Annotated in this window: 25 protein-coding genes; 24 read left to right on the top strand and 1 reads right to left on the bottom strand. The window is 68.2% G+C overall.

The window, feature by feature from the left end; all coding sequences use genetic code 11:
• Positions 1 to 208 precede the first annotated feature (208 nt).
• The 14 genes from nifA (at position 209) to VH569_RS01190 (ending at position 12,269) form a co-directional block, all read left to right on the top strand.
• A complete protein-coding gene (gene nifA / locus VH569_RS01125; RefSeq protein WP_423313329.1) occupies positions 209 to 2,119 on the top strand; it encodes a nif-specific transcriptional activator NifA in 1,911 nt (636 codons plus the stop codon).
• Positions 2,120 to 2,241: 122 nt separating this feature from the next.
• Entirely contained in the window at positions 2,242 to 3,138 is an 897-nt protein-coding gene (locus tag VH569_RS01130; protein WP_423313331.1) for an adenylate/guanylate cyclase domain-containing protein, read from the top strand.
• A 184-nt stretch (positions 3,139 to 3,322) separates the two neighbouring features.
• Positions 3,323 to 4,888, top strand: coding sequence for a nitrogenase cofactor biosynthesis protein NifB (nifB, locus tag VH569_RS01135; RefSeq protein ID WP_423313333.1), 1,566 nt, complete (start codon positions 3,323 to 3,325; stop codon positions 4,886 to 4,888).
• Between the two features lie 49 nt (positions 4,889 to 4,937).
• Positions 4,938 to 5,129, top strand: coding sequence for a 4Fe-4S dicluster domain-containing protein (locus tag VH569_RS01140; RefSeq protein WP_014248512.1), 192 nt, complete (start codon positions 4,938 to 4,940; stop codon positions 5,127 to 5,129).
• A 52-nt stretch (positions 5,130 to 5,181) separates the two neighbouring features.
• Complete coding sequence (locus VH569_RS01145; RefSeq protein ID WP_423313336.1) at positions 5,182 to 5,709, top strand: hypothetical protein; 528 nt, start codon at positions 5,182 to 5,184, stop codon at positions 5,707 to 5,709.
• A complete protein-coding gene (locus VH569_RS01150; RefSeq protein WP_423313338.1) occupies positions 5,706 to 6,530 on the top strand; it encodes a 4Fe4S-binding leucine-rich repeat protein in 825 nt (274 codons plus the stop codon). Before VH569_RS01145 ends, VH569_RS01150 begins: the two co-directional genes overlap by 4 nt.
• 30 nt (positions 6,531 to 6,560) lie before the next feature.
• Positions 6,561 to 6,887, top strand: a complete 327-nt coding sequence (locus tag VH569_RS01155; RefSeq protein WP_423313340.1) for a nitrogen fixation protein NifZ — start codon at positions 6,561 to 6,563, stop codon at positions 6,885 to 6,887.
• Between the two features lie 58 nt (positions 6,888 to 6,945).
• Positions 6,946 to 7,251 carry a nitrogen fixation protein NifZ gene (locus VH569_RS01160; protein ID WP_098739283.1) on the top strand — a complete coding sequence of 102 codons (306 nt, stop codon included), beginning with the start codon at positions 6,946 to 6,948 and terminating at the stop codon, positions 7,249 to 7,251.
• Positions 7,252 to 7,280: 29 nt separating this feature from the next.
• Positions 7,281 to 8,432: a cysteine desulfurase family protein gene (locus VH569_RS01165; protein WP_423313342.1), complete on the top strand. Its 1,152-nt coding sequence runs from the start codon at positions 7,281 to 7,283 to the stop codon at positions 8,430 to 8,432.
• Between the two features lie 40 nt (positions 8,433 to 8,472).
• Positions 8,473 to 8,682, top strand: a complete 210-nt coding sequence (gene nifT, locus VH569_RS01170) for a putative nitrogen fixation protein NifT (RefSeq protein ID WP_423313344.1) — start codon at positions 8,473 to 8,475, stop codon at positions 8,680 to 8,682.
• 5 nt (positions 8,683 to 8,687) lie between these two features.
• Positions 8,688 to 8,972 carry a hypothetical protein gene (locus tag VH569_RS01175; protein ID WP_423313346.1) on the top strand — a complete coding sequence of 95 codons (285 nt, stop codon included), beginning with the start codon at positions 8,688 to 8,690 and terminating at the stop codon, positions 8,970 to 8,972.
• The gene (locus VH569_RS01180; RefSeq protein WP_423313348.1) at positions 8,973 to 10,184 is read left to right on the top strand and encodes a DegT/DnrJ/EryC1/StrS family aminotransferase; all 1,212 of its coding nucleotides are present in this window, start codon (positions 8,973 to 8,975) and stop codon (positions 10,182 to 10,184) included.
• Between the two features lie 23 nt (positions 10,185 to 10,207).
• On the top strand, positions 10,208 to 11,095 hold the full coding sequence (locus VH569_RS01185) for an SIR2 family protein (RefSeq protein WP_423313350.1): 888 nt from the start codon (positions 10,208 to 10,210) through the stop codon (positions 11,093 to 11,095).
• Between the two features lie 118 nt (positions 11,096 to 11,213).
• Positions 11,214 to 12,269, top strand: a complete 1,056-nt coding sequence (locus VH569_RS01190; protein ID WP_423313352.1) for a lipid A deacylase LpxR family protein — start codon at positions 11,214 to 11,216, stop codon at positions 12,267 to 12,269.
• Between the two features lie 4 nt (positions 12,270 to 12,273).
• Here VH569_RS01190 and VH569_RS01195 read toward each other — a convergent pair whose 3' ends face one another.
• Entirely contained in the window at positions 12,274 to 12,918 is a 645-nt protein-coding gene (locus VH569_RS01195; protein ID WP_423313354.1) for a DUF4337 domain-containing protein, read from the bottom strand.
• 221 nt (positions 12,919 to 13,139) lie between these two features.
• On the opposite strand from VH569_RS01195, the gene VH569_RS01200 reads away from it, so the two are divergent.
• From VH569_RS01200 to VH569_RS01245, 10 genes are all read left to right on the top strand, one after another.
• Positions 13,140 to 13,706 carry a septation protein A gene (locus tag VH569_RS01200; RefSeq protein WP_098739275.1) on the top strand — a complete coding sequence of 189 codons (567 nt, stop codon included), beginning with the start codon at positions 13,140 to 13,142 and terminating at the stop codon, positions 13,704 to 13,706.
• A 119-nt stretch (positions 13,707 to 13,825) separates the two neighbouring features.
• Positions 13,826 to 14,134 carry a twin-arginine translocase TatA/TatE family subunit gene (locus VH569_RS01205; RefSeq protein WP_109096649.1) on the top strand — a complete coding sequence of 103 codons (309 nt, stop codon included), beginning with the start codon at positions 13,826 to 13,828 and terminating at the stop codon, positions 14,132 to 14,134.
• Positions 14,135 to 14,316: 182 nt separating this feature from the next.
• Positions 14,317 to 15,447, top strand: a complete 1,131-nt coding sequence (locus VH569_RS01210; RefSeq protein WP_423313357.1) for an SPOR domain-containing protein — start codon at positions 14,317 to 14,319, stop codon at positions 15,445 to 15,447.
• Between the two features lie 267 nt (positions 15,448 to 15,714).
• Positions 15,715 to 16,113 carry a response regulator transcription factor gene (locus tag VH569_RS01215; protein ID WP_098739272.1) on the top strand — a complete coding sequence of 133 codons (399 nt, stop codon included), beginning with the start codon at positions 15,715 to 15,717 and terminating at the stop codon, positions 16,111 to 16,113.
• Positions 16,110 to 18,335, top strand: a complete 2,226-nt coding sequence (locus VH569_RS01220; RefSeq protein ID WP_423313359.1) for an exonuclease domain-containing protein — start codon at positions 16,110 to 16,112, stop codon at positions 18,333 to 18,335. The genes VH569_RS01215 and VH569_RS01220 overlap by 4 nt, the downstream gene beginning before the upstream one ends.
• A complete protein-coding gene (locus VH569_RS01225) occupies positions 18,332 to 18,556 on the top strand; it encodes a hypothetical protein (RefSeq protein ID WP_423313361.1) in 225 nt (74 codons plus the stop codon). The genes VH569_RS01220 and VH569_RS01225 overlap by 4 nt, the downstream gene beginning before the upstream one ends.
• Positions 18,557 to 18,565: 9 nt before the next feature.
• Positions 18,566 to 21,370, top strand: coding sequence for an ATP-binding protein (locus VH569_RS01230; RefSeq protein WP_423313363.1), 2,805 nt, complete (start codon positions 18,566 to 18,568; stop codon positions 21,368 to 21,370).
• Between the two features lie 264 nt (positions 21,371 to 21,634).
• Positions 21,635 to 23,299 carry an ATP-binding protein gene (locus tag VH569_RS01235; protein WP_423313365.1) on the top strand — a complete coding sequence of 555 codons (1,665 nt, stop codon included), beginning with the start codon at positions 21,635 to 21,637 and terminating at the stop codon, positions 23,297 to 23,299.
• Positions 23,300 to 23,351: 52 nt separating this feature from the next.
• A complete protein-coding gene (locus tag VH569_RS01240; protein ID WP_423313367.1) occupies positions 23,352 to 25,073 on the top strand; it encodes a PAS-domain containing protein in 1,722 nt (573 codons plus the stop codon).
• Positions 25,070 to 25,465, top strand: a complete 396-nt coding sequence (locus VH569_RS01245; protein WP_377808843.1) for a response regulator — start codon at positions 25,070 to 25,072, stop codon at positions 25,463 to 25,465. Before VH569_RS01240 ends, VH569_RS01245 begins: the two co-directional genes overlap by 4 nt.
• Positions 25,466 to 25,489 lie beyond the last annotated feature (24 nt).

A 25,489-nucleotide genomic window follows, 5' to 3' on the forward strand; every position in this document is an offset into this window, starting at 1 on the left:
CTGGCAGCGTACAAACGGAGTCGCAGCCATGCCCGGCCTGGAAGACGGGCTCCAAAACAGGACATGAACGGCATGGCCGGACCAACGGCCGCCGCGGTTTTCGGGGGGTACGGATCAAGGCGCTGACGCCGGGACCCGATGGCTTGCGATGGCTGGACTCTCCCGTCCGGCATTGGCCCGGGTCCCCAGCCGAGCGAGGGGATCGAACATGCCGAGTGCTGCCCAGTCCGCGTCATCCTCCAGCCTGGAGCTGCTGACGATCTACGAGGTCAGCAAGATCCTCGGGTCGTCGCTGGATCTGGAACAGACCCTGCGCGAGGTGCTGCGGGCGCTGTCCTACCAGCTGCAGATGCATCGCGGCCGTGTCTATCTTCAGGGCGAGGACGGGGCTCTGCGCCTCGTCGCCGCGCAGGGACTGCCCAAGGACTCGCCGGCGCAGGAGATCGACTACAACCAGGGCGAAGGCATCAGCGGCCGTATCCTGAAGACCGGCATGCCGGCCGTCGTGCCCAACCTCGCCGAGGAGCCGCTGTTCAACAACCGCTCCGGCGGGCGCGACGATCTGGACGAGCAGGTGGCCTCGCTGGTCGGCGTGCCGATCAAGGCGGCCGGCGCCGTCATCGGCGTGCTGACCATCGACCGCATCTCCGACGACGGCCCCAGCGGCCATTTCGGCTCCGATGTCCGTTTCCTGACCATGGTCGCCAACCTGATCGGCCAGACCGTGCGCCTGCACCGCACGGTGGCGGAAGAGCGGCGCTTCATGATGCGCGAGACCTTCCGCGTCCAGAAGGAGTTGCGGCCGGTGGTGGCGCCGGTCAACGACGTGGTCTGCACCAGCCCCAACATGGTCGACGTTCTGGCCCAGGTGCACCGGGTGGCGCCCTTCAAGTCGACCGTGCTGATCCGCGGCGAGAGCGGCACCGGCAAGGAGCTGATCGCGCGCGCCATCCACAACCTGTCGCCGCGCAAGGAGGCGCCCTTCATCCGTGTCAACTGCGCAGCATTGCCCGAATCGCTGCTGGAATCGGAGCTGTTCGGCCACGAGAAGGGGTCCTTCACCGGCGCGCAGAAGGACCACAAAGGCCGGTTCGAGCTGGCCTCCGGCGGCACGCTGTTCCTGGACGAGATCGGCGACATCTCCTCCAACTTCCAGGGCAAGCTGCTGCGCGTGCTGCAGGAGCAGGAGTTCGAACGGGTCGGCGGATCGAAGACGATCAAGACCGACGTGCGGCTGATCTGCGCCACCAACCTGAACCTCGAGGAGGCTGTCGGCCACGGCAAGTTCCGCGCCGACCTGTATTTCCGCATCAACGTGGTGACCATCCATCTGCCGCCGCTGCGCGAACGGCGCGGCGACATCGCCATGCTGGCCAAGCATTTCGTCGGCAAGTTCGGCCGCGACAACGGCCTCAATCTGGACATCGCCCAGGACGCGCTGGAGGTGCTGAACCGCTGCACCTGGCCCGGCAACGTGCGCGAGTTGGAGAACTGCATCGAGCGGGCGGCGACCCAGTGCCGCAACGGCACCATCCGCGTGCCCGACCTGTCCTGCAGCATGAATCTCTGCAACTCGTCGGTCCTGTTCCAGTACCGCACCATGGGCGCCGCCGTCGGCGGGCTGGCCCCGTCGATGAGCGGAACGCCGACGAACCCGTCGGTCGCGCCTCCCGCGCCGGGGCGCCCCCAGACACCTGCCATGCCGCCGGCGATGCCGGCCCCCGCCAACGGGGGGGGGCATGGAGCAGTTAACGGAGCACCGAGCGGAGCACCCAACGGAGCACAGTGGCCGGCCTGCGCGTCGGGCTGCGGGGCTGGACCGATGCCGGCCTGCGGCGCCTCGAAACCGCTGCCGCCCTCGGCCATCGTCCCCCTGCCCACCCCCCAGCCGGCGGCGTCTGCCCCGGCCGTCCCGTCCGCCCCGGCTCCGCAACCGGCTTCGGCCGGGCCCGACCTGCCGCTGGACGAACCGGAGTCGGGCCCGCTGCGCGACCGCCTGATCTGGGCGATGGAACGGACCGGCTGGGTCCAGGCCAAGGCCGCCCGCCTGCTGGGCATGACGACGCGTCAGGTGAGCTACGCGCTGCGCAAGTACAACATCGAAATCAAGCGGTTCTAGGTCCGAAAACCGGGTAGCCGGACCTCGTCCGGCGGCACCCCCGTCGCGCACCCTGCGGTTTCGTGTTACCCTGCCGGGCCTTCGATTCGATGGCATGCTCCCCGGTCGAACGGATTTCCGTCTTGCCTTCGCTTGAGAAGCCCCTCGCCCTGCTGTTCGTCGACATCGCCGACAGCACGATGCTGTACGAGCGCGTCGGCAACGTCACCGCGGCGGCGCTGACGCAGCGGGTGCTGGCCCATCTGCGCCGGCTGGTGGATGACAATCGCGGCGGCGTCATCAAGAGCCTGGGCGACGGGCTGCTCGCCGCCTTCCCGTTGCGCGACGACAGCGCCCGCACCGCCTGCGCGATGATCGGCATCGAGGACCAGTACGGGCTGCGGCTGCGCATCGGCATCCATTTCGGTTCGGTGATCGAGGGGGTCGGCGACCTCTACGGCGACGCCTGCAACGTCGCCGCACGGGTGCAGCAGATCGCCCGGCCGGGCGAGATCCTGGCGACCCAAGCTCTGGTGGAGGGCTTGTCACCCGACCTGCGCGGCCGGACCAAGCCGCTGAGCAACGTCGCGATGAAGGGCAAGACCGCCCCGATCCCCGTCCACCAAATCCGCACCGGCAACGATGCCGAGGACGCCATCGACAGCACCACGCTCGGCTTCTCGCTGGTGTCGGAGGTCGGCCGCAGAATGGTCACCCTGCACCTCGCCTATCGCGGGCAGGACATCACGCTGAGCCAGGCTCTGCCCCGCGTCACCATCGGGCGGGAGGACAGCAGCGGCCTGCGCATCGCATCGCGCCAGACCTCGCGCCAGCATGCGGTGGTCGACTTCACCCGCGAAAGCTTCCTGCTGACCGACCATTCCACCAACGGCACCTTCATCCGCAGCGGCGGGTCGCCGCCGCTGGTGCTGCGCCGGGATGCGACCAAGCTGGTCGGCAGCGGCCTGATCGGCTTCGGGGCCGAGGCGCGCGACGAAGGGCAGGACCATGTCGTCGCCTTCCGCGCCGAACTGGCCTGACCGGTTTGTCGGCACCCCGACAAAGCCCTCCGCCCACCCCGCCATTGTCGCAATGACGACAGCGTCCGCACCCCCGACAAATCCGAGCAAGCCTTTGTAATTCCTTCGCTTCTTCTTCTGGCCCCGAACTTGCTTTTCATTCTTCCGTCCAACGGTGTCGTCCGGCACGGCAGGGAAGGAGTGGATGATGAGCAACGTGGTTTCGCTCGACAGCATCTTCGGGCTGGGGGAACTGGCCCCGCCAGCCATGACGCCGGCAGCACCCGAGGCGGCGTCCGGCTGTTCGTCGTCGTCCTGCGGATCTTCCGACGGTCCGGCCGACATGGACCCGGCAGTGTGGGAAAAAGTGAAGAACCATCCCTGCTACTCGGAAGAGGCGCATCACTATTTCGCCCGCATGCATGTCGCGGTCGCCCCGGCCTGCAACATCCAGTGCAACTACTGCAACCGCAAATACGATTGCTCGAACGAGAGCCGGCCGGGCGTGGTCTCCGAAAAGCTGACCCCCGATCAGGCGCTCAAGAAGATCCTCGCCGTCGCCCAGGAAATCCCGCAGTTGTCGGTGATCGGCATCGCCGGCCCCGGCGACAGTCTGGCCGCCGCCGGCAAGAACACCTTCGCCACCTTCGAAATGCTGCAGAAGAAGGCGCCGGACCTGAAGCTGTGCCTGTCCACCAACGGTCTGGCCCTGCCCGACCATGTGGATACCATCGCCCAGTACAACATCGACCACGTCACCATCACCATCAACATGGTCGATCCGGAGGTCGGCGCGCAGATCTACCCGTGGATCTTCTACAAGCACAAGCGCTGGACCGGGCTGGACGCCGCCAAGATCCTGCACGAGCAGCAGATGCTTGGGCTGGAGATGCTGACCTCGCGCGGCATCCTGGTGAAGGTGAACTCGGTCATGATCCCCGGGGTCAACGACGAGCATCTGCTGGAGGTGAACAAGGCGGTGAAGAGCCGCGGCGCCTTCCTGCACAACATCATGCCGCTGATCTCCGACCCCGCCCACGGCACTTGGTTCGGCCTGAACGGCCAGCGCGGCCCCACCGCGCAGGAGCTGAAGGTGGTGCAGGACGCCTGCGAGGGCGGGGCCAAGCTGATGCGCCACTGCCGCCAGTGCCGCGCCGACGCCGTCGGCCTGTTGGGCGAGGACCGTGGCGAGGAATTCACCGCGGACAAGATCGAGGCGATGGGCATCGTCGACTATGACGACGAGGCCCGCCGCACCTACCGCGAACATGTCGAATCCGAGCGCGCCGGCCGCAATGCCTCGAAGGCCGCAGCCCAGGCCGACGTCCGGGAGAGCATCGGCTTGACCGTCGATCCAATCCTGATCGCCGTCGCCACCAAGGGCGGCGAGCGCATCAACGAGCATTTCGGCCACGCCAAGGAATTCCAGATCTACGAGGTCGGACCTGCCGGCGCCAAGTTCGTCGGCCACCGCCGCGTCGACCAGTATTGCGAAGGCGGCTCCGGCGACGTCGACACGCTGGACGGCGTGTTGGCCGCGATCAACGACTGCACAGCGGTGTTCGTCGCCAAGATCGGCGGCTGCCCGTCCAAGTCGCTGGCCGACGCCGGGATCGAACCGGTCGACCGCTTCGCCTTCGACTACATCGAGGAATCGGCGCTGGCCTACTTCAAGGACTACGCCGAGCGGCTCGGCCAGGGCGTCGTCCAGTCCCGCGCCGGCCAGGATGCGGTGATCCGCACCGGGGCGCTGACCGCGCGCCGCGCCTGACCCCCCTTTCCCCCTTTCCACAGCCATCCCATCACCCAAGGAGAGAGCCATGGCCTACAAGATCAAGTCCGCCGAATGCACCGTCTGCGGCGCCTGCGAGGCCGAGTGCCCGAACATCGCCATCAGCCTGAAGAAGGGCACCTACGTCATCGACCCGGCCAAGTGCACCGAATGCCAGGGCCAGTTCGACAGCCCGCAATGCGCCGCCGTCTGCCCGGCCGACTGCTGCGTCCCGGCGTGATGTGAAGTCCCCTCTCCCTTGGGGAGAGGGGGAACCCCAGGAGCACCGCGCCATGCTGGACGAGGTGGATGAGGACTGGCTCGCCCGCCGCTATTACGGCGGGGATCTTCCGCCCGAGGCGGAGCGCTGCCTGCATCTGGCCGCCGCCAGCTATGCCGACAGCGAGGCGGCGCTCGCCCATCTCGTCCGCGCGGCGGAGGTCGCCCCCGGCCATCGCCTGGTCGACCTCGGCCATTACAAGTTCCACTTCTACAAGGCCAACCTCGGTCAGGCGCTGGTCTATGGCGAGCGCATGCTCGGCCATGCGATGGCGGCACTCGGCGTCAACCATACGGACTGGCGCAGCATCACACCGGCCACCGCCGATTTCCGCGGGCTGGAACCGGCGCCCCGCCTGTTCCAGTTCGCCCTGGTCGCCATCGGCTACCTGCTGCTGCGCAGCGGCCGGATGGACGCCGGGCGGGAGGCGCTGACCAAGGTCCGCGATCTCGACCCCGACGACCGTTTCGGCGCCTCCCGCCTGATCGCCGTCGCCGACCGCCGCGAGCATGAGGACGAGCTTGAGGAGGCCGGCGCATGAGCGACGACATCCTCGAAGCCCTGGACTGGCGAGGTGAATCGATCGACTGCACCGCCTGCGCCCACCGCGACCGCCGGCTCGATCCGGAAACCACTGTCCTGCCCCCCGGCGGCAAGCTGTCCGGTCATTGCCTGCCGCTGAAGACCTGTGTCGAGGACCGCTACGCCAAGCGCATCCAGCGCTTCTTCGAATGGAACCCGGATCTGTCGGCCGGCCATCTCGACCATCCCTATTTCGAGGTCCGGGCGAATGCCGCGCGCTTCGCCCCGATCTTCCAGCTTCCCCGGCTGATGAACGACCCGGACGAAACGGTGCGCTCCGTCCTGGCCCGTCGGCTGCCGCGCCGGCTGCTGCTGAAGCTGCGCGACGATCCCGACCGCGAGGTGCGGATCGCCGTCACCACCCGGCTGGAGGACGCCGACCTCGCCCCGCTGATGCGCGATCCCGACTGTTCGGTCCGGCTGCGGGTGGTGCGGCGGATCCCGGACGGCATGCTGGCGGCGATGATGCATGACGAGGACCCGGAGGTGCGGGTGGAGGTCGCCCGCCGCCTGACCATGGACTGGCTGCCCAGCCTCGCCTGGGACGACAGCCCGCGAGTGCGGCTGGTGGTGGCACAACGGCTGCCGGCGTCGAAGCTGCACATCCTGCTGCAGGATGCCGACTGGATGGTCCGCCTCGCCGTCGCCGGGCGGATCGATGCCGGACAGCTGGGATCCCTGCTCGACGACCCGGAGGAGGAGGTGCGGGCCATCGCCCGCCAGCGTGCCGCCGGTCTCGCCGCCGGGCTCACAATCGCCAACGACCTCCCGCCCCTCTAGCGGCCCCTCAACGGACGGAGCACCCGCGCCATGACCGACACCGAAGCAGCCGCCCCATACCGCCGCGAACGCGCGCGCAGTGCCGAGGACGCCAACGAGCTGGTCGGTCCGCCGGTGCTGGAGCAGGGATTCAAGGTCAAGGCCCTGCGCGACGTGCGCAACGACGGCACCTATCCCGGCCGGCCGGTCGGCGATTTCCTGATCCGCGAGGGCGATGTCGGCTATGTCATCTCCATCGGGACCTATCTGCAGATGTATTACATCTATGCCATTGATTTCTTTGAGAAACAGGTCGTCGTCGGCATGCGCGCGCGCGAGCTTCAGGTGATCGACGCCCATTGCAACGACCCCCAGTGAACCGAGCCCGGAAGCCCCAGGCCAAACCAGCTGGTCCCCACCGATAAGGAGCCTCGCGATGTCAGACGTCGAAGCCGCTGCCAAGCCCGGTTTCATCCCGCCGCGCGAACCGCTGTACGACTGGGGCCTGCGGGTCACGGTGCAGGAGGATCTGTTCAACGACGGCAGCCACCCACAGGTGCCGGACGGTGCACTGCTAGCGCCCAGGGGCACCCCCGGCACCATCGTCCGCGTCGGCCGCACCGAGGAAGGCAGCCTGCCGGTCTATCTGGTGGAGTTCCCCGGCGGCACCGTCGTCGGTTGCCTGGAGGAGGAGATCGTCCCGGCCGACGGATCGCGGCGCGGCGTGCCCGGTGTCATGTGATGGTGCGTGATGCGATGGGGAGCGATGCGATGACGATCTACCTCGACAACAACGCCACCACCGCCCTGGCTGCGGAGGTGCGCGAGGCGATGCTACCGCACCTGTTCGGCGAATTCGCCAACCCGTCCAGCCCGCATTCCGCCGGCATGGCCGCCCGCCGCGCGGTCAGCGAGGCCAAGGCGCAGGTCGCGGCCCTGATCGGCGCCAAGCCGGCCGATCTGGTGATGACCGGCAGCGCCACCGAAGCGACCCACGCCGCCATCCTCGGTGCGCTGCGCGTGATCGAAGAGACCGACCACCGCCGCGACCACATCGTTACCACCGCGGTGGAGCATCCGGCGACGCTGGCCCTGTTCGACGACCTGCGCCAGCGCGGCTGGCGCGTCTCCATCCTGCCGGTGAACCGCGACGGCCTGCCCTCGCTGGTCGATTTGGCCGCAGTGGTGACGGAGGCGACGGCGCTGGTCTCCATGATGTGGGCCAACAACGAGACCGGCGTCCTGATGCCGGTCGAAGGGGCCTCCGCCATCGCCCATGCCCACGGCGCCCTGTTCCACAGCGACGCGGTGCAGGCGGCGGCCCGGGTGCCGGTCGATTGCGGCATCGCCGACTACGTCACCCTGTCCGCCCACAAGATGCACGGGCCGAAGGGCGTCGGCGCGCTCTATGTCCGCAAGGGCGCGCCCTTCCACGCACTGATCCACGGCCATCAGGAGCGCCGCCGTCGCGGCGGGACGGAGAATGTGCCGGGTATCGTCGGCTTCGGCGCCGCCGCATCGCTGGCCTCGCTTTGGCTGGACGAGGCCGACCTGACCGCCTTCCTGCGCGACCGGCTGGAACAGGGCATCCTCGCCCGCTGGCCCGGCGCGGCGGTGAACGGCGCCGGCGCCGCCCGTCTGCCCAACACCAGCAACATCCGCTTCGCCGACGGGCGCGGCCATCCGGTGGACGCTGAAGAACTGCTGATGCGGCTCGATCGCGCCGGCATCGCCGTGTCGATGGGAGCCGCCTGCTCGTCCGGCGGCAACGAGCCGAGCCATGTTCTGGCCGCGATGGGGCTGAACGGCGCCGAGGCCGCCGCCAGCCTGCGCTTCTCGCTGAGCCGCTACACCACGGCGGCGGAGGTGGACGCCGTCCTGTCGGAACTGCCGGCCCTGCATGCCCGGCTGGTCGTTGCCTGAACAAAAAACATAAACCAAACAACAGGATGGAGTGTCGGTGATGAAGGTGATGATCCGCAAGGCGTCCGACCAGTACACGATCTACGTCGCCAAGAAGGACCTGGAGGAACCCATCGTCGAGATGGAGAGGCCGGGCCTGTGGGGCGGCTGGGTCAAGGTTGCCAACGGGTGGACGCTCGATCTGCCGGAGATGCCGGCGGAAACCCGCCTGCCGATCACCGTAGAAGCCAAAAAACGCGGCACGGAGTAACGCCCATGGCCCTGTCTCCCGAGCGCATCGACAGCATCGCCACTCTGGCCGGCCGGCTGTTCGCCGGAGGCGGCAAGCTCGACGCCGTGGTCCGCAGCGTGCGCGAGGCCAACCCGGACCTGAAGACCGTCACCGGCGCCATGGCCGCGGTGATGGCGGAGGCTCCCTTCCGGGAAGAGGCTGGCTTCGACCTGCATCTGGTGGACGGCAACAACCACTGCTGGCTCATCACCGACAAGCCGGAGCTTGCCACCGGCGTCGTGATCGCCCAACGGGACGAGGACGAGTGAATGAGCGAAGCCGCCGCAGCATGGGACCCCGCTTCCCCCGACGATGACGGGCTGGACGACTATATCCCGCTGACCGATCCGGACATCTCCGGTGCCGAGGTCGAGATGCTCGGCCGCCTGCTGTCCTCCGGGGCCTTGAGCGACGGGCGGATGGTGCGGGCCTTCGAGGACGCCTTCGCCGCCTATGTCGGCCGCGACCATGCGGTGGCGGTGTCCAGCGGCACCATGGCCACGCTGCTGATGCTGAAGGGCCATGGCATCGGCGAGGGGGACGAGGTGCTGTGCAGTCCGTTCGGCTGGCATCAGGTGCAGCACGCGGTGGCGCTGTCCGGCGCCACGCCGGTGCTGGTCGACATCGACTATTGGCAGCACACCATCAACCCGGAGAAAGCGGCGGCGCTGATAACGCCGAAGACCAGGGCGATCCTGGCCGCCAACGTCAACGGCCACCCCGCCCATTGGGACGAGCTGCGTGCGCTGGCCGATGCCAAGGGGCTGATCCTGCTGGAGGATTCGACCGAGGCCATCGGCTCGACCTACAAGGGGCAGATGGTCGGCACCTTCGGCGACGCCGCGGTCTTCGACTTTTCCGAACCCGGCATCCTGCTGGCCGGCGAGGGCGGCATGATCGTCACCGACGACCGCGACCTCGCCCACCGTCTGCGCTACATGCGCCGGCGCGAGACGGAGCACCGCAACACCGTGGTCATCACCCGCACCCTGCCCTGGCAGGCGGGGATGAGCGACCTGAACGCCGCGCTCGCCCTGGTACAGTTGAAGCGCCTGCCGGAGATCCTGACCCGCCGCAATCTGGTGATCGCCTATTACGACGCGGCGATGGCGAGCTTCGAGGGGATCAAGCCGCCCTATCGCGGGCCGGGGGCCGAGGTGGTCAACCCGATGGTCTATTGCGTCCATCTCGGCACCCGCTTCAGCGCGTCGGGCCGCCGCTCGATCATCGAGGATCTGGACACCCAGGACATCGACGCCAGCGACTACCGCCAGCCGCTGCACACCCAGCAATATTACATCGAGGCGCTCGGTGAACTGCGCGCCGGGCGCGGAGCCTGCCCGGTCTGCACCAAGACCGCCGACCGCGTGCTGGCCCTGCCGCTGCACCGCAAGATCACCCGCGATCAGGTCGCCTTCATCGTCGAAACGCTGAAGGACGCCAGCGTCAACACCGGTGCCGGCGCCGCGATCTATCTGTGAAGCCCCCAAGGGAAGAGGCATCCATGACCGTCACCACGCTTGCAACCGATTCCGACTCCGTCACGGTTCCGGACACCGCCGCGGCCCTGGCCGACATCGCCGCGGCGTTGGCGGCGCGGCAGGTGGTGCCCTATCTCGGCCCCGGCGCCTTCGACCTGCTGCTGCCAGACCAGTGTCCGATCCCTCGCAACTCGGCGGAGCTGGTGCAGCGCCTGAACGCCAAGGTCGCCGCCCCCGGCCGCATCCGCGCCAGCCTGACCGCGGTCGCCCAGTTCATTGAGACGCGCAAGCATCGCAAGACGCTGGAGACCATCCTCAACGACATCTTCCGGCAGACGGTGCCGGCCACCCCGGTGCATGCGCTGCTGGCGGCGATCCCGGCCCCGCCGCTGCTGGTCGATGTCTGGTACGACAATGTGCTGGACAACCTGCTGAGCGTCACCACCGACCGGACCTGGGGCCAGATCCAGGGGGTGTCGCACCCGCAATCGACCGGCGAATGGGTGCGCTACTACGCCCCCGACGGCGCCGAAGCCTCCGCCGAGGCGGCGGCCGGCTGGGACACCGTGCTCTACAAGCCGTCGGGGGCGGTGACGCCGGCCGGCAACTACCTGATCTCCGACAGCGACTATGTCGAGATCCTGACGGAAATCGACATCCAGACCCCGATCCCCGCCATTGTCCAGGACCGCCGCGCCGGCCGTCATTTCCTGTATTTGGGCTGCCGCTTCGACCAGGAGATCCAGCGCACCTTCGCCCGCCAGATCGCCAAGCGCTCCTCCGACAGCCACTGGGCGGTGATCCCCGGCGAACTGTCGAAGAACGAGGCGCGCTTCCTGGCGCTGCATGGGATCAAGCGCATCGACCTGACGCTGGAGGAAGCGGTGGAGGGATTGCGGACGCTGGTGTGAGGGTGCGGGGGGCATCCTCGACCGAGGCACCGGCCCCCTACCCCCAAAGAGGCCGCGCCGCATCGCAACACACATCGCCTCCGTCCGTTATCTCGCGAAACGGATGGAGCGTGCCGGAATGGTGACGAAGAGCGGCCCCACTTTGGCCGCAGCATTTGCGACCTTGCTGCTGACCGCGACGGCGGGCATATCGGCGGCGAATGCGCAGGAGACCACGCCTCCCCCCGGCGATGAATCCGCCACCTCCGGCCCGGCCATCGGCTTCTGGATCGACAACGACCTGTTCGGCGGCGGGACCGACCGCTACTACACGAACGGGTTCCAGTTCTATTATTTCTCCGGCGCGCGGCCGACCTACGGCAACATCGACTGGCTGGCCAATGTCGTGCCCTGGATCGAACCGGGCGGGGTGCGGCGTTACGGCTTCGCTTTCGGCCAGAACATCTACACGCCGAGCGACCTGACCGCCCGCAACCCGAACCCCAAGGACCGGCCCTATGCCGGCTGGCTCTATGGCCGCGTGTCGGTGCTGAACGAGGCGCCGCGGGCGGTGGACCGCATCGACCTCGACCTCGGCATGGTCGGCCCGGCGTCGCTGGCGGAGCAGACGCAGAAGACGGTCCACAAGATCGTCGACGGCGCCACCTATCCGGAAGGCTGGAACTACCAGCTACGCGACGAGCCGGGTGTCGTGCTGAGCTACGAGCATGTCTGGCGCGACGAGAAGCCCAACAGCCTCGGCCCGCTGGAATGGGATTTCAGCCCCCATGTCGCCGGCAGCGTCGGCAATGTGCTGACTTTCGCCGCGGCGGGGGGCACCGTCCGGCTCGGCGGCAACATGCCGCCGCCGGTCGGTGCGCTGGTGACGCGCCCGACCTCCAGCATCCCCTACCAGGACAACCCCTATTCGGAGAGGCCGGGGCGCTTTTCCTGGTACGTCTATGCCAGTGCCGAGGGCCGGGCTGTGGCGCGGAACATCTTCCTGGACGGCAACACGTTCCGCGAAAGCCGGTCGGTCGCCAAGCATCCGCTGGTCGGCAGCATGCAGGCCGGCCTGACGCTGCGCTATGGCCGCTATGGCCTGACCTACGCCCAGACCTTGCAGACGCCGGAGTTCCAAGGCCAGAAGTCGCTGACCAACTACGGCTCCCTGCGTCTGTCAGCCCAGTTCTGAGGGGTCAGAGGAAGGGCAGCGGCAGGATCAGGCTGAAGCCGTCCACCGCCATCAGCACGCCGGCCGCCGCCAGCGCGCGACTGGCCCACAGGATGAAGCCGCGGTTGGTGATGGCGAAGACAGACGCCAGCACGATGGCCAGCTGCAACATGCCCTCGGCGAAGTCGAAATAGGGGTCCTGAGCCGCAGCATGGTCGCGCCGGACCTCCGCCGCCTTGGCCTTGGCCAGCAGATCCTTGCGGCTGTTCTTGCCGTCGTCGGCCTCCATCCGGTCGGCCGATTGGCGGTATTCGGTGGAGCGCTGCAAAGCCTTGGCCTGGGCGTCCGCCGGCATGCCGGCAGACAGCAGTTCCAGTTCGTCGGCGGCAAGACGCAGGCTGATCTGGCGCTGGGTCTTGGACTGGTAATAGGCGAAGCTGTCCGACGCCTCGATGGCGCTGGCCATCAGTTCCTTGCCGGCATTCGAACCGGCGACGCTGACGATGGCCAGCACCGCCGCCAGGACGGAGATGTAGATGGCGGTGGACATCTTCACCCCATGCCCGCCCTCGTCCTTCTCTTCGGCATGGTGATGTCCCGCGGGGCGGTGCTTGGCCCGTTCCCGCTCGTGGGCTTCGTCGATCAGGTCCTTCACCTCGGCGGCTTCCATGGTCCCCTGCCCTTCGTCCGGTCCCCCGCCGTTCGGCGGATGACGAAAGAGTTAGCGAAACACTCGACGCGAGAAAAGCCCCGCTGACGTTCCGTCATCGGGGGCCGCGCGATGTCACCGTCATATTTTCCTTATTCATGGGCGGGAGTGTGCTCCCGAATGTCTCGTGCGTCGACATTCGCCCCTTTCATGGGCGACCGGTTCGGGCTATGTCAGGGACCATGAACCAGTTCGCACGCCTGGCGATCGAGGCCGGCCCGCTCGCCGCCTTCTTCGTTGCCAACTCGCAGGCCGGCATCATGACCGGCACCGCGGTCTTCATGGTCGCCATCACCATCGCGCTCGCGGTGTCCTGGCGGCTGGAACGACGCATCCCGATCATGCCGGTGGTCGGCGCCGGGTTCGTGCTGCTGTTCGGCGGCCTGACGCTGTGGCTTCAGGACGACCTGTTCATCAAGATCAAGCCGACCCTGGTCAACCTGCTGTTCGCCATCGTCCTGTTCGTCGCCCACATGACGCGGCGCAATGTGATGAAGCGCCTGCTGGGCACGGTTCTGAGCCTGTCGGACGACGGGTGGCGCACGCTGGGCATCCGCTGGGCGTGGTTCTTCCTGCTGCTGGCCGTGCTCAACGAGGTGGTGTGGCGGAACTTCGCCACCGACATGTGGGTCAACTTCAAGGTGTTCGGCATCATGCCGCTGACCCTGCTGTTCAGCGCCTTCCAGGCACCGCTGATCATGCGCCACCAGTTGCCGGAGGAGCCGGCGGAAAGCGGCCCGGCAGCCTGACGGCACCGCCTTTGTCACGGCTCCCGGCCATGCCCCTCTTGTGCGGCGCGGAAGGGGCACTCACATTGGTGGCGACCGCGACGACATCCGTTCCGACTGTTTTTCAGAGGTATTGATCGATGGGCAGTTTCAGCATCTGGCACTGGTTGATCGTTCTGGTCATCGTGCTTCTCCTGTTCGGCGCCGGCAAGCTGCCCAATGTGATGGGCGACATCGCCAAGGGCGTGAAGGCCTTCAAGGCCGGATTGAAGGACGAGGACGAGGCCCAGCCGCCCGCCGCGACCACCACCGCCCAGACGCCGGCCCAGGCTCCTCCGGCCGCGATCAACCCGGCTCCTGCACAGCCGGCTGCGCCTCAGCCGGCGCCGACCGCCACCACCACGACCACCGCCCAGCCGGTCGACCCGACCCGGCCGCATCAGGGCTGAGGTCCCTTCTTTTGTGCCGCCCGACTGCCGGGCGCGACCGCATGGCGGTTTGAAGGGGCGGCAAAATACGATAAGGAGAAGGGGCTTTCCGCAGCCGGTCCGTGTTCCGCGGTCCTGGCGCGCGGAAGGCCCCTTTTTCTGCTTTCAGCCGGCCCGCCATGACGGGCAAGCGCAGGTCGACCGTGACGCTCAAGCCACCGTACCGGCAGGCTCCCACCCTGACGACACCGACTTTCAAGGACGAGATGAAGGCCAACGGCAAACCTTCCGACACTCCGCCGCCGGAGAACGAGGACATCGCCAAGCTGCTTCGCGCCTTGAACGAAGATCTGCGGGCCGACCCGCAGGACGACGACGTGGAGTATGAGGAGGAGGAGCCGGCAGCCCGCAGCCGCCTGCCGCTGGGCAAGATCGCGCTGGCCCTGGTCGCTGCCGGCGGCATTGCCGTCGGCGTGGTGTATGTCGGCTCGGGCGATCCGGCGCCGGTGACGACGGCCGCCAACAGCGGGGCGCCGATGGTGCCTGCCCCTGCCATCACCCGCGCCCCTGCCAACCAGGCGCCTGCCAACCCGGCACCCGGCACCACGGCGCCCGCGACCGGAAGCCTGCCGACCCCGGCAACCACGCCGCCGGCTGCCGCGACGCAGACTCCTCCGGTGCAGTCGGCGCCGGCACAGACGGCCCCCTCCGCCGCCCCAACGCCGCCGGTCGCCGCTTTGCCCGCCAGCCCGCCGCCGGTCCTGAAAGTGCCGGAGCCACCGTCCGTCCCGGCCACCGCCCCCGCCGCGGCTCCGAAGCCGCGCGCCGCGGCACCGGCGGAAAGCGCTCCCGCGGTCCAGAAGCCGGAGTCGCCGAAACCCGAAGCAGCCAAGCCGGAAGCGCCCAAGCAGGAAGCACCGGCGGACACCGGGTCGTTGCAGGCGATGCTGGCGCCGCCCAAGGAGGCGGCAAAGCGTCCATCCGCCGCGACGCCGGCGGCCCCCGCCACCCCGCCGACCGCATCCTCCGGCACTGGCGAGCCCAAGCAGGCCGCCAAGGCCGCCGCCCCGTCCGCTCCCGCTGCACAGGCGCCGGCCGGGCGCTACACGGTACAGGTCGGCAGCTTCTCGGTGACGGGGAACGCCGATTCGCTGGTCCAGCGGCTTCAGGGCAACGGGTTCCAGGCATACACGGTGGACTGGACCGACAGTTCGAACCGGTCCTGGCGCGCGGTGCGCGTCGGCGGCTACCCCGATCCGGCCGCCGCCAAGCGGGAGGCTGAGCAGTTGAAATCGAAGATGGGGCTCAACCCCGTCGTCGTGACGACGCGCTGATCCCGGGCCGGGCCGGCGACGGACGCCGGCCGGTCCTTGCCCCTGCGACACCGTGTCATCCCAACGAAAGCCCGACGGCGACATTTGGTCGCGGCCGGGCTTTTTCTTTCGGACTCCACCCCCGTTCTTTGGTCGGGGGAGCCGGGAGTGCCGCTTGATCCCCGCTTCTCTTTGCTCGTACCATGGACATTCCAGGGCACGAATGCATTGCCCCGGCCGCAAATTGGGAAGCCGGCACAAGACCGGCGCACCGGAGGACGCCCAGCCATGAAGCCGACCATCCTGGTTGTCGACGACGAGCCCAGCATCGTCCTGTCGCTCCAGGTTCTCATGCAGCGCGCCGGGTTCGACGTGCGCATCGCCCGCGACGGGGACGAAGCGCTGCGCTCGGTGGAGACCTTTACTCCCGACCTGATCCTGCTCGACGCGATGATGCCGAAGCGCGACGGCTTCGACGTCTGCCAGACCCTGCGGACCAACCCGGCCTGGAAGACCCTGCCGATCATCATGCTGACGGCGCGCAGCCGCGACGTCGAAAGGCAGAAGGGGCTGGCGCTGGGCGCTACCGACTACATCACCAAACCCTTCTCCACCCGCGACCTGCTGACCACCGTCCGCCGCCATCTGGGCCTGACCGCGACCGGCAGCGTGGAGCCGGCGCCATGACCGCCCCGGCGCTCGACGGGCCGCGGCCGGACCGGAAGAGCGGCGACGTTCCTCCGCCCGCGCGCCTGCCGCGCCGCATGATCCCGCTGGCCTTCCGCGCCGCCGGTATCGGTCTGGTGGCGCTGGCGGTCGGGCTGGCGGCGGCGGTGCGCGGGTCGGACGCGTCGGACCCGCTGCTGACCTATGCCGTGGTGATGACGGCGGCCTGCGCCGCCGCGGTGTGGGGACTGTGGCTGGCGGTCGACCGCTATCTGCTGCGCGCTGCCGAGACCCTGAGCCGCGAGGCCGGGCTGATCGCCCACGGCAATGCCGAGGGGGCGGTCGGCGGTCGGGTGCCGCTGGCCCGCTATGGCGACCTGCTGCCCATCGCCCGCGCGGTGAACGATCTGTCGGACAAGCTGGCCCAGGTCCGCCGCGACATCGCCCGCACCGTCGCCGACTCCACCGCCAAGGCGGAGGAGCAGAAGACGCAGCTCGCCGCCGTGCTGCGCGACCTGCACGAAGGCGTGCTGGTCTGCAACACCCGGCACCAGATCCTGCTCTACAACCAGACCGCCCTCGACATCCTGCATCTCACGGGGGAGCTTGGGCTGGGCCGCTCGCTGCTGCATTTCGTGGTGGCGGAGCCGGTGACCCACACGCTGGAACGGCTGACCCTGCGGGTGCGCGAAGGGCGGCATGTCAATCACGAGCATGGCACCACCGCCCAGTTCGTCGGCGCAACCACCGACGGCCGCATCCTGTTGGAAGGGCGGATGAGCGCCATCCTGCAGGACCCCGACCCGGCGTCGGACGAACCGCCGACAATCACCGGCTACGTTCTGACCCTGTCCGACGCCACCAGCGAGCTGGCGGCGCTGGGCCAGCGCGACTCCCTGCTGCGCGAGGCGACGGAAGGGTTCCGCGCGCCCATCGCCAACCTGCGGGCGGCGGTGGAGACGCTGTACGACGCGCCCGACCTCGGCCCCGGCGACCGCGCCGCCTTCGAAAGCGCAATGCTGGACTCCTGCTCAAGCCTGTCGCAAAGGCTGGAGCGGGTGACCAACGCTTACCGCAATGTCGTCACCGGCAGCTGGCCGATGAGCGACATCCATTCCAACAACCTGATCACCCTCGTCGCCCACCGGGTGGGGGCCGAGTCCGCCACCACGGTGACGCTGACCGGCCTGCCGCAATGGGTGCATGGCGACAGCCACAGCCTCGTCCTGCTGTTCGCCTATCTGATCGGGCGGGTGCAGGCGCTGACCGGCGCCACCGCCTTCGATCTGGAGGCGGCCGGCCCGCAGGACGGCGACCGCTGGGTCTATCTCGACCTCGTCTGGCAGGGGCCGGCGGTGTCCAGCGCCACGCTGGACGGCTGGCTGGATCAGACCCTGCCCGACGGTCTGGGCGGCCTCAGCGCCGGCGACGTCCTGCAACACCACCGCAGCACCGCCTGGAGCGAGCCGCTGCCCACCGACGGTGCCACCGATAGCGCCCGCGCCCGGTTGCGCGTGCCGTTGCCGCCGGCTCAGTCGCCGCGCACCGCCCAGCCGCGGCCGAAGGCCGGCGCCCGGCCCGAGTTCTTCGATTTCGGGCTGCTGCACCAGCCGCTGGCGACCAGCGAGCTTGGCCGCACGCCGCTGGACCGGCTGCATTACGTGGTGTTCGACACCGAGACCACCGGCCTGTCGCCCAGCACCGGCGACGAGATCATCCAGATCGCCGCGGTCCGCGTCGTCGGCGGGCGCATCCTGACCGGCGAGACCTTCAACACGCTGGTCGATCCGAAACGGCCGATCCCGCCGGAGTCGGTGCCCTTCCACGGCATCACCGACGGGATGGTGGCGGGCAAGCCGACCATCGGCGCCGTGCTGCCGCAGTTTCGCAGCTTCGTTTCCGGGGCGGTGCTGGTGGCGCACAATGCCGCCTTCGACCTGAAATTCCTGAAGATGAAGGAACGGGCGGCGGGGGTGGCCTTCGACTGTCCGGTTCTCGACACCATGCTGCTGTCGCGCATGCTTCTGGGCAATGACGGCGACCACACGCTGGACGGCATCGCCGAACGGCTGGGCATCGAGGTGGTGGACCGCCACACCGCGCTGGGCGACAGCCTGGTCACCGCCGCGGTGTTCCTGCGGATGATCGAGATGCTGCGCGAACGCGAGGTGCGAACGCTGGACGACGCCATCCGCGGCGCCAACATCCTGGTCGAACTGGCCGCACGGGAACGCGCCTTTTGAACGCGTCCGACCCGACACCGGGCCATGAGCCGGGCTCCGGCCGGTATCGCGACCGGATGATCGGCCTGTTCCTGCTGGCAGCCGCCCTGTTCAACCCGCCGCTGCTCGGCCTGTTCGGGGTGAAGGGAACGATCCTGGGGGTGCCGGCGCTCTATGGCGGGGTGTTCGGCATCTGGGCGGCGGTGATCGCGCTGGCGGCAATCGCCGGCCGGGCACGCTAGGAGGACGGCATGGAGGCCGGGCTGGATTGGGCCGCCGTCCTGATCGCCGCGCTGGTCTATCTTTCCGCCCTGTTCGCCATCGCCCATTGGGCCGACCGGCGGGAAGCGGCGGGGCGTAGCGTCATCGCCTCCCCCACCGTCTTCGCCCTGTCGCTGGGCGTCTATTGCACCACCTGGACCTTCTACGGGTCTGTCGGTCGGGCGGCGACCCTGGGCATCGGATTCCTGCCGGTCTATCTCGGCCCCACCCTGCTGATGCTGCTGGCGCCGCTGCTGTTGCGCAAGATCCTGCGCATCGCCAAGGCGCAGCGCATCACCTCCATCGCCGACTTTCTCGCCAGCCGCTACGGCCACAGCCCCTTGCTGGGCGGTCTGGTGGCGCTGACGGCCACGCTGGGCGTGACCCCCTACATCGCTTTGCAGCTCAAGGCGGTGGCCGTCAGCTTCGACGCGCTGACCGGCGGCGGACTGGGCACGCCCACCGAGCCTTTCCTCGACCAGGGCTTTCTCATCGCGGCGGTGATGGCGCTGTTCGCCATCGTCTTCGGCGCCCGCCAGATCGACGCGGCGGAGCATCATCCGGGCATGGTCGCCGCCATCGCGCTGGAATCGCTGGTGAAGCTGGTCGCCTTCCTGGCGGTCGGCATCTTCGTGGTCTGGGGCCTGCACGGCGGGCTCGGCAGCCTGTTCACCACCGCCGCCACCCGCCCGGACCTCGCCCGCCTGATGGGCAGCGAGGCGGCGCTCGGCGATCCCGCGTCCGGCGGCGGTCCATGGGGCGCCTGGGTCGCCACCACCATCCTGTCTGCCGCGGCGATGCTGTGCCTGCCGCGCCAGTTCCAGGTGATGGTCATCGAATCGACGGACGAGCGCCATCTCGACCGGGCGATCTGGCTGTTCCCGCTCTATCTCCTGCTGATCAACCTGTTCGTCCTGCCGGTGACGCTGTCGGGGCTGCTGACCTTCGGCGGAGGGATGGACCCGGACCTGTTCATGGTCGCCCTGCCCCTGAATGGCGGTGCGGGATGGCTGGCCCTGCTGGCCTTCCTGGGCGGGCTGTCGGCGGCGGCGGGGATGATCGTGGTCGAGACGGTGGCGCTGTCCACCATGCTGTGCAACGACTTGGTGATGCCGATCCTGCTGCGCACCCGGTCGCGGGCGCTGGCCCGCTCGGCCGATCTGGCGCCGCTCCTGCTGGCGGTACGGCGCATCGCCATCGTGGCGATCCTGCTGTTCGGCTACGGCTATTTCCGGCTGGCGGGCTCGGCCTACGCGCTGGTGTCGATCGGGCTGATCTCCTTCGCCGCGGTGGCGCAGTTCGCCCCGGCGCTGATCGGCGGCCTTTACTGGCGGGGAGCGACCCGGCGCGGCGCCATCGGCGGCGTGACGGCCGGTGCGCTGGTCTGGGCCTATACTCTGCTGCTGCCCAGCTTCGCGCGTTCGGGCTGGCTGCCGTCCAGCTTCATCACTGAGGGGCCATGGGGGATCGCGGCCCTGCGGCCCTACGCGCTGTTCGGGCTGGAAGGGTGGGACTCGCTCGCCCATTCGCTGTTCTGGACCGCGCTCGCCAACATCGGCGCCTATGTCGGCCTGTCGCTGTTCGACCGGCAGGGCGCGGCGGAACGGGTGCAGGCTACCGCGTTCGTCGACGCCTTCCACTCCGTGTCGGACGGCGCGACGCCGACGCCAACCGTACAGTCCGACTGGCGCAGTGCGGCCAGCGTCGGCGACCTCACCCGCGTGGTCGCCCGCTTCCTCGGTCCACAGCGTGCCGGGCGTGCCTTCGATGGCGCCGATCCGGACGAGCCGGCCGGACCGGAGCGGTTGCGGCTGGCCGAACGGCTGCTCGCCGGTGCCATCGGCGGAGCGTCCGCCCGCGTCGCGCTGGCCTCCTCCGTCTCGGCGGGCGCTGTGGAGGCGGCGGAGCTTCTGCGGATGCTGGACGAGACCAGCGACGTCATCGCCCACAGCCGCGAACTGGAACGCAAGACGGCAGAGCTGGAACGCGCCACCGACGCGCTGCGCGCCGCCAACGAGCGGCTGACCGAGCTGGACCGGCTGAAGGACGACTTCCTGTCCACCGTCACCCACGAGCTGCGCACGCCGCTGACCTCGATCCGGGCGCTGAGCGAAATCCTGCACGACGACCCCGAACTGGACTCCGATCAGCGGCAGGAATTCCTGGCCGTCATCATCAAGGAGAGCGAGCGGTTGACCCGCCTGATCAACCAGGTGCTGGACATGGCGAAGATCGAGGCCGGCGCGCTGGACTGGCGAATCGAAACCATCGACGCCGGACAGGCCCTGACGGAGGCGGTTGCCGCGACGGAGGCGCTGTTCCGCGAGCGCGGCATCGCCCTGTCGGTCGACATGCCCGAACGGTTGCCGCCGGTGCACGGCGATGTGGACCGGGTGATCCAGGTCGTCGTCAACCTGCTGTCCAACGCCGCCAAATTCACCCCGCCCGGCGGACGGACCCGGCTGGTCGCCCGGCTGGAGGACGGAGCTCTGCGGGTGGCGGTGATCGACAGCGGCCTCGGCGTGCCGGCGAAGGACCGCGACCTGGTGTTCGACCGTTTCCGCCAGTCCGGCGACGCGTTGACCGGCAAGCCCGCCGGCACCGGGCTGGGACTGGCCATCGCCAAGCGGATCGTCGAGCATCTGGGCGGCCGGATCGGGGTGGAGGATGCGCCGGCCGGACCGGTCGCCGAGTCAGGCACCGGGGCGTCGTTCTGGTTCACCCTGCCGCTGGCGGATCAAGCCTTCAGCCAGGGCGCCGGAGAGCCGCCGGTCATGGATCGAAAGATTGATTAGACTCTAATCGTTTACAATCGTCTGGCCGTGCTGAAATCCCGTGCTATCCTTTCCGGCATGTACGTTCCATATGGATCAGGGGATTTCCGCTTGCGGTCCGGCCCAGCCATGCGCCCATGGCGGCATACAACCGATGGAGTGCCATACGCCACGGCCCTTCCCGTTCGGGCGATGCGCGCTTATGGTGAGGCCCACGGATCGGCGTATGACGCGGCTCCGACGGAACGGCCCGCCTGTCCGGCGGGTTGGCGGTAGGAAGGCGGGATGGGCAAGATACTGGTTGTCGACGACGAGCGGGACGTCCAAACGCTGATCTTGCAGCGCTTCCGCCGCGCCGTCCGCACCGGCGAACTGGAATTCCTGTTCGCCCATGACGGGCAGGAGGCGCTGGCGACCCTGCGCGCCCGGCCCGACATCGACATGGTGCTGAGCGACATCAACATGCCCGGCATGGACGGGCTAACGCTGCTGGATCATCTGCCGCAGGTGAATTCCGACATCCGCGCCGTCATGGTGTCGGCCTATGGCGATCTGGGCAACGTGCGCGCGGCGATGAACCGCGGCGCCTTCGACTTCATCATCAAGCCCATCGACTTTGCCGACCTGGAAGCCACAATCCACAAGACGCTGGAAGCCTGCCAGTCCGTGCGCCGCCTGCGCGACGCGCTTCAGGAAACCCGCACGGCGGAGGCGGCGTCGCGCGCCCAGGCCGCCCGCATGCGCCGGGTCCTGGACGGCAGCCCGATCGGTGTCGCCATCATCACCGAAGCCGGCGATCCGGTCTATTGCAACCAGCGCTGCACCGACCTGTTCGGCGTCCCCGCCGACACGCTCCAGCACCATTGCGCCCCCACCCTGTTCCGCCATGTCCAGGAACGGCTGCCGAATCGGGCAGCGGGGATCGACGCCTTATCGGTGTCGGACGAGATCCATTATGTGCGCGAGGACGGGCGCACGGTGTGGATGGCGATGTCCGTCGACCGCACCAGCTACGAGAACCAGCCGGTCTTCATCGTCTGGCTCTATGACATCACCGAACGCAAGGTTCAGGCGGAAGCGCTGCGCCGGGCCAAGGATTCGGCCGAACAGGCGCTGGCCGACCTGGAGCGCATGCAGTCCGACCTGATCCGGGCAGAGAAGATGGCGGTGATCGCCCAGCTGATCGCCGCGGTCGCGCACGAGATCAACACCCCCGTCGGCATCGCCCTGACCGCCGCCACCCATTTGCAGACGGCGTCGGAGGGGATCATCATGACCTTCAACGGCGGCCAGCTGCGCAAGAGCGACTTCCAGGACTATGTCGGCACCGCCAGCGAGGTCTCCACCCTGCTGGTCGCCAACATCGAACGCGCCGCCGCCCTGATCCAGAGCCTGAAGCTGGTAACGGAGGGCAAGGCTAGCTCGCCGCGCAGCCGTGTCGGCCTGCGCGACTACCTGTCGGACATCGTGCTGGCGGTGCAGGTGCAGCCGGCCGCCGCCGGGCATGAGCTGGTGCTGGAATGCCCGGACGGGCTGGCGCTCGACACCTATCCCGGTGCGCTCACAGAGGTGCTACTGGCCCTGCTGACCAATGCCTTCGCCCATGCCTTCGAGGCGGCGCCCGCCCCCGTCGGCTTCGGTATAAGCGAGAGCGATCAGCCGGAGGACAGCATCCGCCGTCCGGGACAGGTCACGGTTTCGGTCCGGATGATGGGCGACGAGCGGGTGGAACTGCGCGTGTCCGACAACGGCCGGGGCATCCCCGCCGACATCCAGCCGCGGCTGTTCCAACCCTTCACCACCACCCGCCGCGGCGCCGGCAGCATGGGGTTGGGGCTGTATGCCGTGTTCAATCTCGTGACCGGCAAGCTTGGCGGCGAGATCGACATCGACAGCGAGGTCGGCCGCGGGACCTGCGTGATCCTGCGGCTGCCACTGGACGCCCCCTGACCCTTTCGGATCAGTGACCGAGCCCTGCGGACGACATCTTCGGGACCCACTCATGGACGACAAAGCCGACCTGCTGCGAGCCCTGCCCCCGCTGTCGTCCTACTCCCCGGAGGAGTCGGTCGCGGCCTCGCTGGACCGGGCGCAGAACTACCACGACCAGCTGGTTGCGGCGATGCCCGGCCTGATCGTCCACCGCGACGGCGTGATCCTTCATTGCAGCGGCACGCTTGCCCGCCTGCTGGGCTACGAGTCGGTCGGGGAAGTGATGGCCCTGCCCGACATCATGGCGCTGATTCCGGAAGACGCCCGGATGGCGGAGCGCAACGCCTACGCCCGCTGCCAGCAGGGCCCGATCCAGCCGCTGGCCCGCCGCATCAAGCGCCATCGGGCCGACACCAGCATCCAGTGGTTCGACCAGCTGCTCGAACCGGTGGACTGGGGCGGCGCGCCCGCGGTGATGGAGATGCTGACCCAGATGCGACCCCAGGCGGCCAATGCCGAGATCCCGCATCAGGGGCAACTGTTGCAGGCGGCCATCGACGCCATGCCCAACGGCGTGCTGATGCTGGATCGCGGCCTGCGGCTGGAGGGCGCCAACAGCGAGTATTTCCGTCTGTGGGACTATCCACCCGGCATGTTCCCGCCCGGCACCCCGGTGGCCGAAACCCTCCATTACAACCACCGGCGCGGCGATTACGGCGACGTCCCCTGCGAGGAGACCGTGGCGGAGCTGTGCACCCGCTTCCTGGTCAAGGGCGTCATCAATTCCGAACGCCAGGTTCCCTCGAATGGCCGCATCCTGGACATCCGCACGGCTCCCCGGGCGGACGGCGGCTATGTCATCACCCACCACGACATCACCGACCGCAAGCGCATCGAGGATGAGCTTCGCCAGGCCAAGGAGCGGGCCGAGGCGATCCTGAAGGAGCTGCGCGAGACCCAGCAGCAGTTGATCGTCCAGGAGAAGATGGCCTCGCTCGGCCAGCTGACCGCCGGCATCGCCCATGAGCTGAAGAATCCGCTGAACTTCGTCAACAACTTCGCCGAACTGTCGGGCGAACTGCTGGACGAGCTGCTGGAACTGCTGGAGCCGCTGAACGACCATCTGGAGGGAGCGACCCGCACCGACGTGGACGATCTGGTCGACAGCCTGCAAAGCAACCTGCGCAAGATCGCTGACCATGGCCGGCGGGCCGACAACATCGTCAAGAGCATGCTGGCCCATTCGCGCGGGGGCGGCGGCGAATGGCAAAGCACCGATCTGAACGCTCTGGTGGAGGAGGCGCTGGCCCTGTCCTACCACGCCGTGCGTGCCCAGGACCGCAGCTTCAACGCGACCCTGGACCGCCGATTCGACACGGCGGTGGGCGAGGTGAAGCTGGTTCCACAGGACATCTCGCGTGTGCTGGTTAATTTGTTCACGAACAGCTTTTACGCCGTCCGCAAAAAACAGCTGACCTGCGGCAATCCCGCTTACGAACCTGCACTGACAATCACAACCGAAACGAGAGGGTTGGACGTTTCCATAAGAATTCGCGACAATGGCATCGGCATGACTACCGCAGTGATCGAAAAGCTTTTCACTCCGTTTTTCACCACGAAGCCTACCGGTGAAGGAACCGGCTTAGGACTTTCACTCAGCTATGACATCGTGGTACATCAACACAGGGGCCGTTTCGACGTATCCAGCGTCGAAAACGAGCATGCCGAGTTTACGATCACGCTGCCACGAACCGTGACGGCCATGTCGCTAGGGGAGCGCCGAAAGACATGACCCTGGGAATCCTCGTCGTCGATGACGAACCGGATATCGAGGATCTGTTTCGCCAGCGCTTTCGCGCAGAGTTGCGCCGTGGTGAACTGGCGCTTCATTTCGCCGCATCTGGCGAAGAGGCGCTGAAAAGCTTGAACACCGGCCTGCAACCGGAAGCTGTTCTTGTCCTCAGCGATATCAATATGCCGGGGATGAGCGGACTGGACTTCCTGCGGTGTCTTCGTGCGGAAGCGCCGCATGTGCCGGTGATCATGGTCACCGCCTATGGCGACACCGAAAACCGCCGGCGCGCCCTGGACATCGGTGCGACCGAACTGGTGACCAAGCCCGTCGATTTCGTTGCCCTGAAGAAGCTGGTCCAGAGCGTCATCGTCCAGAAGACGGCGGCCTAACGCTCTGCCCCGCTTCCCGGCCGA

Origin of the sequence: Azospirillum sp. 11R-A (assembly GCF_049472615.1) — a bacterium.
In the GTDB taxonomy this organism is placed as follows: Bacteria; Pseudomonadota; Alphaproteobacteria; order Azospirillales; family Azospirillaceae; genus Azospirillum; species Azospirillum palustre.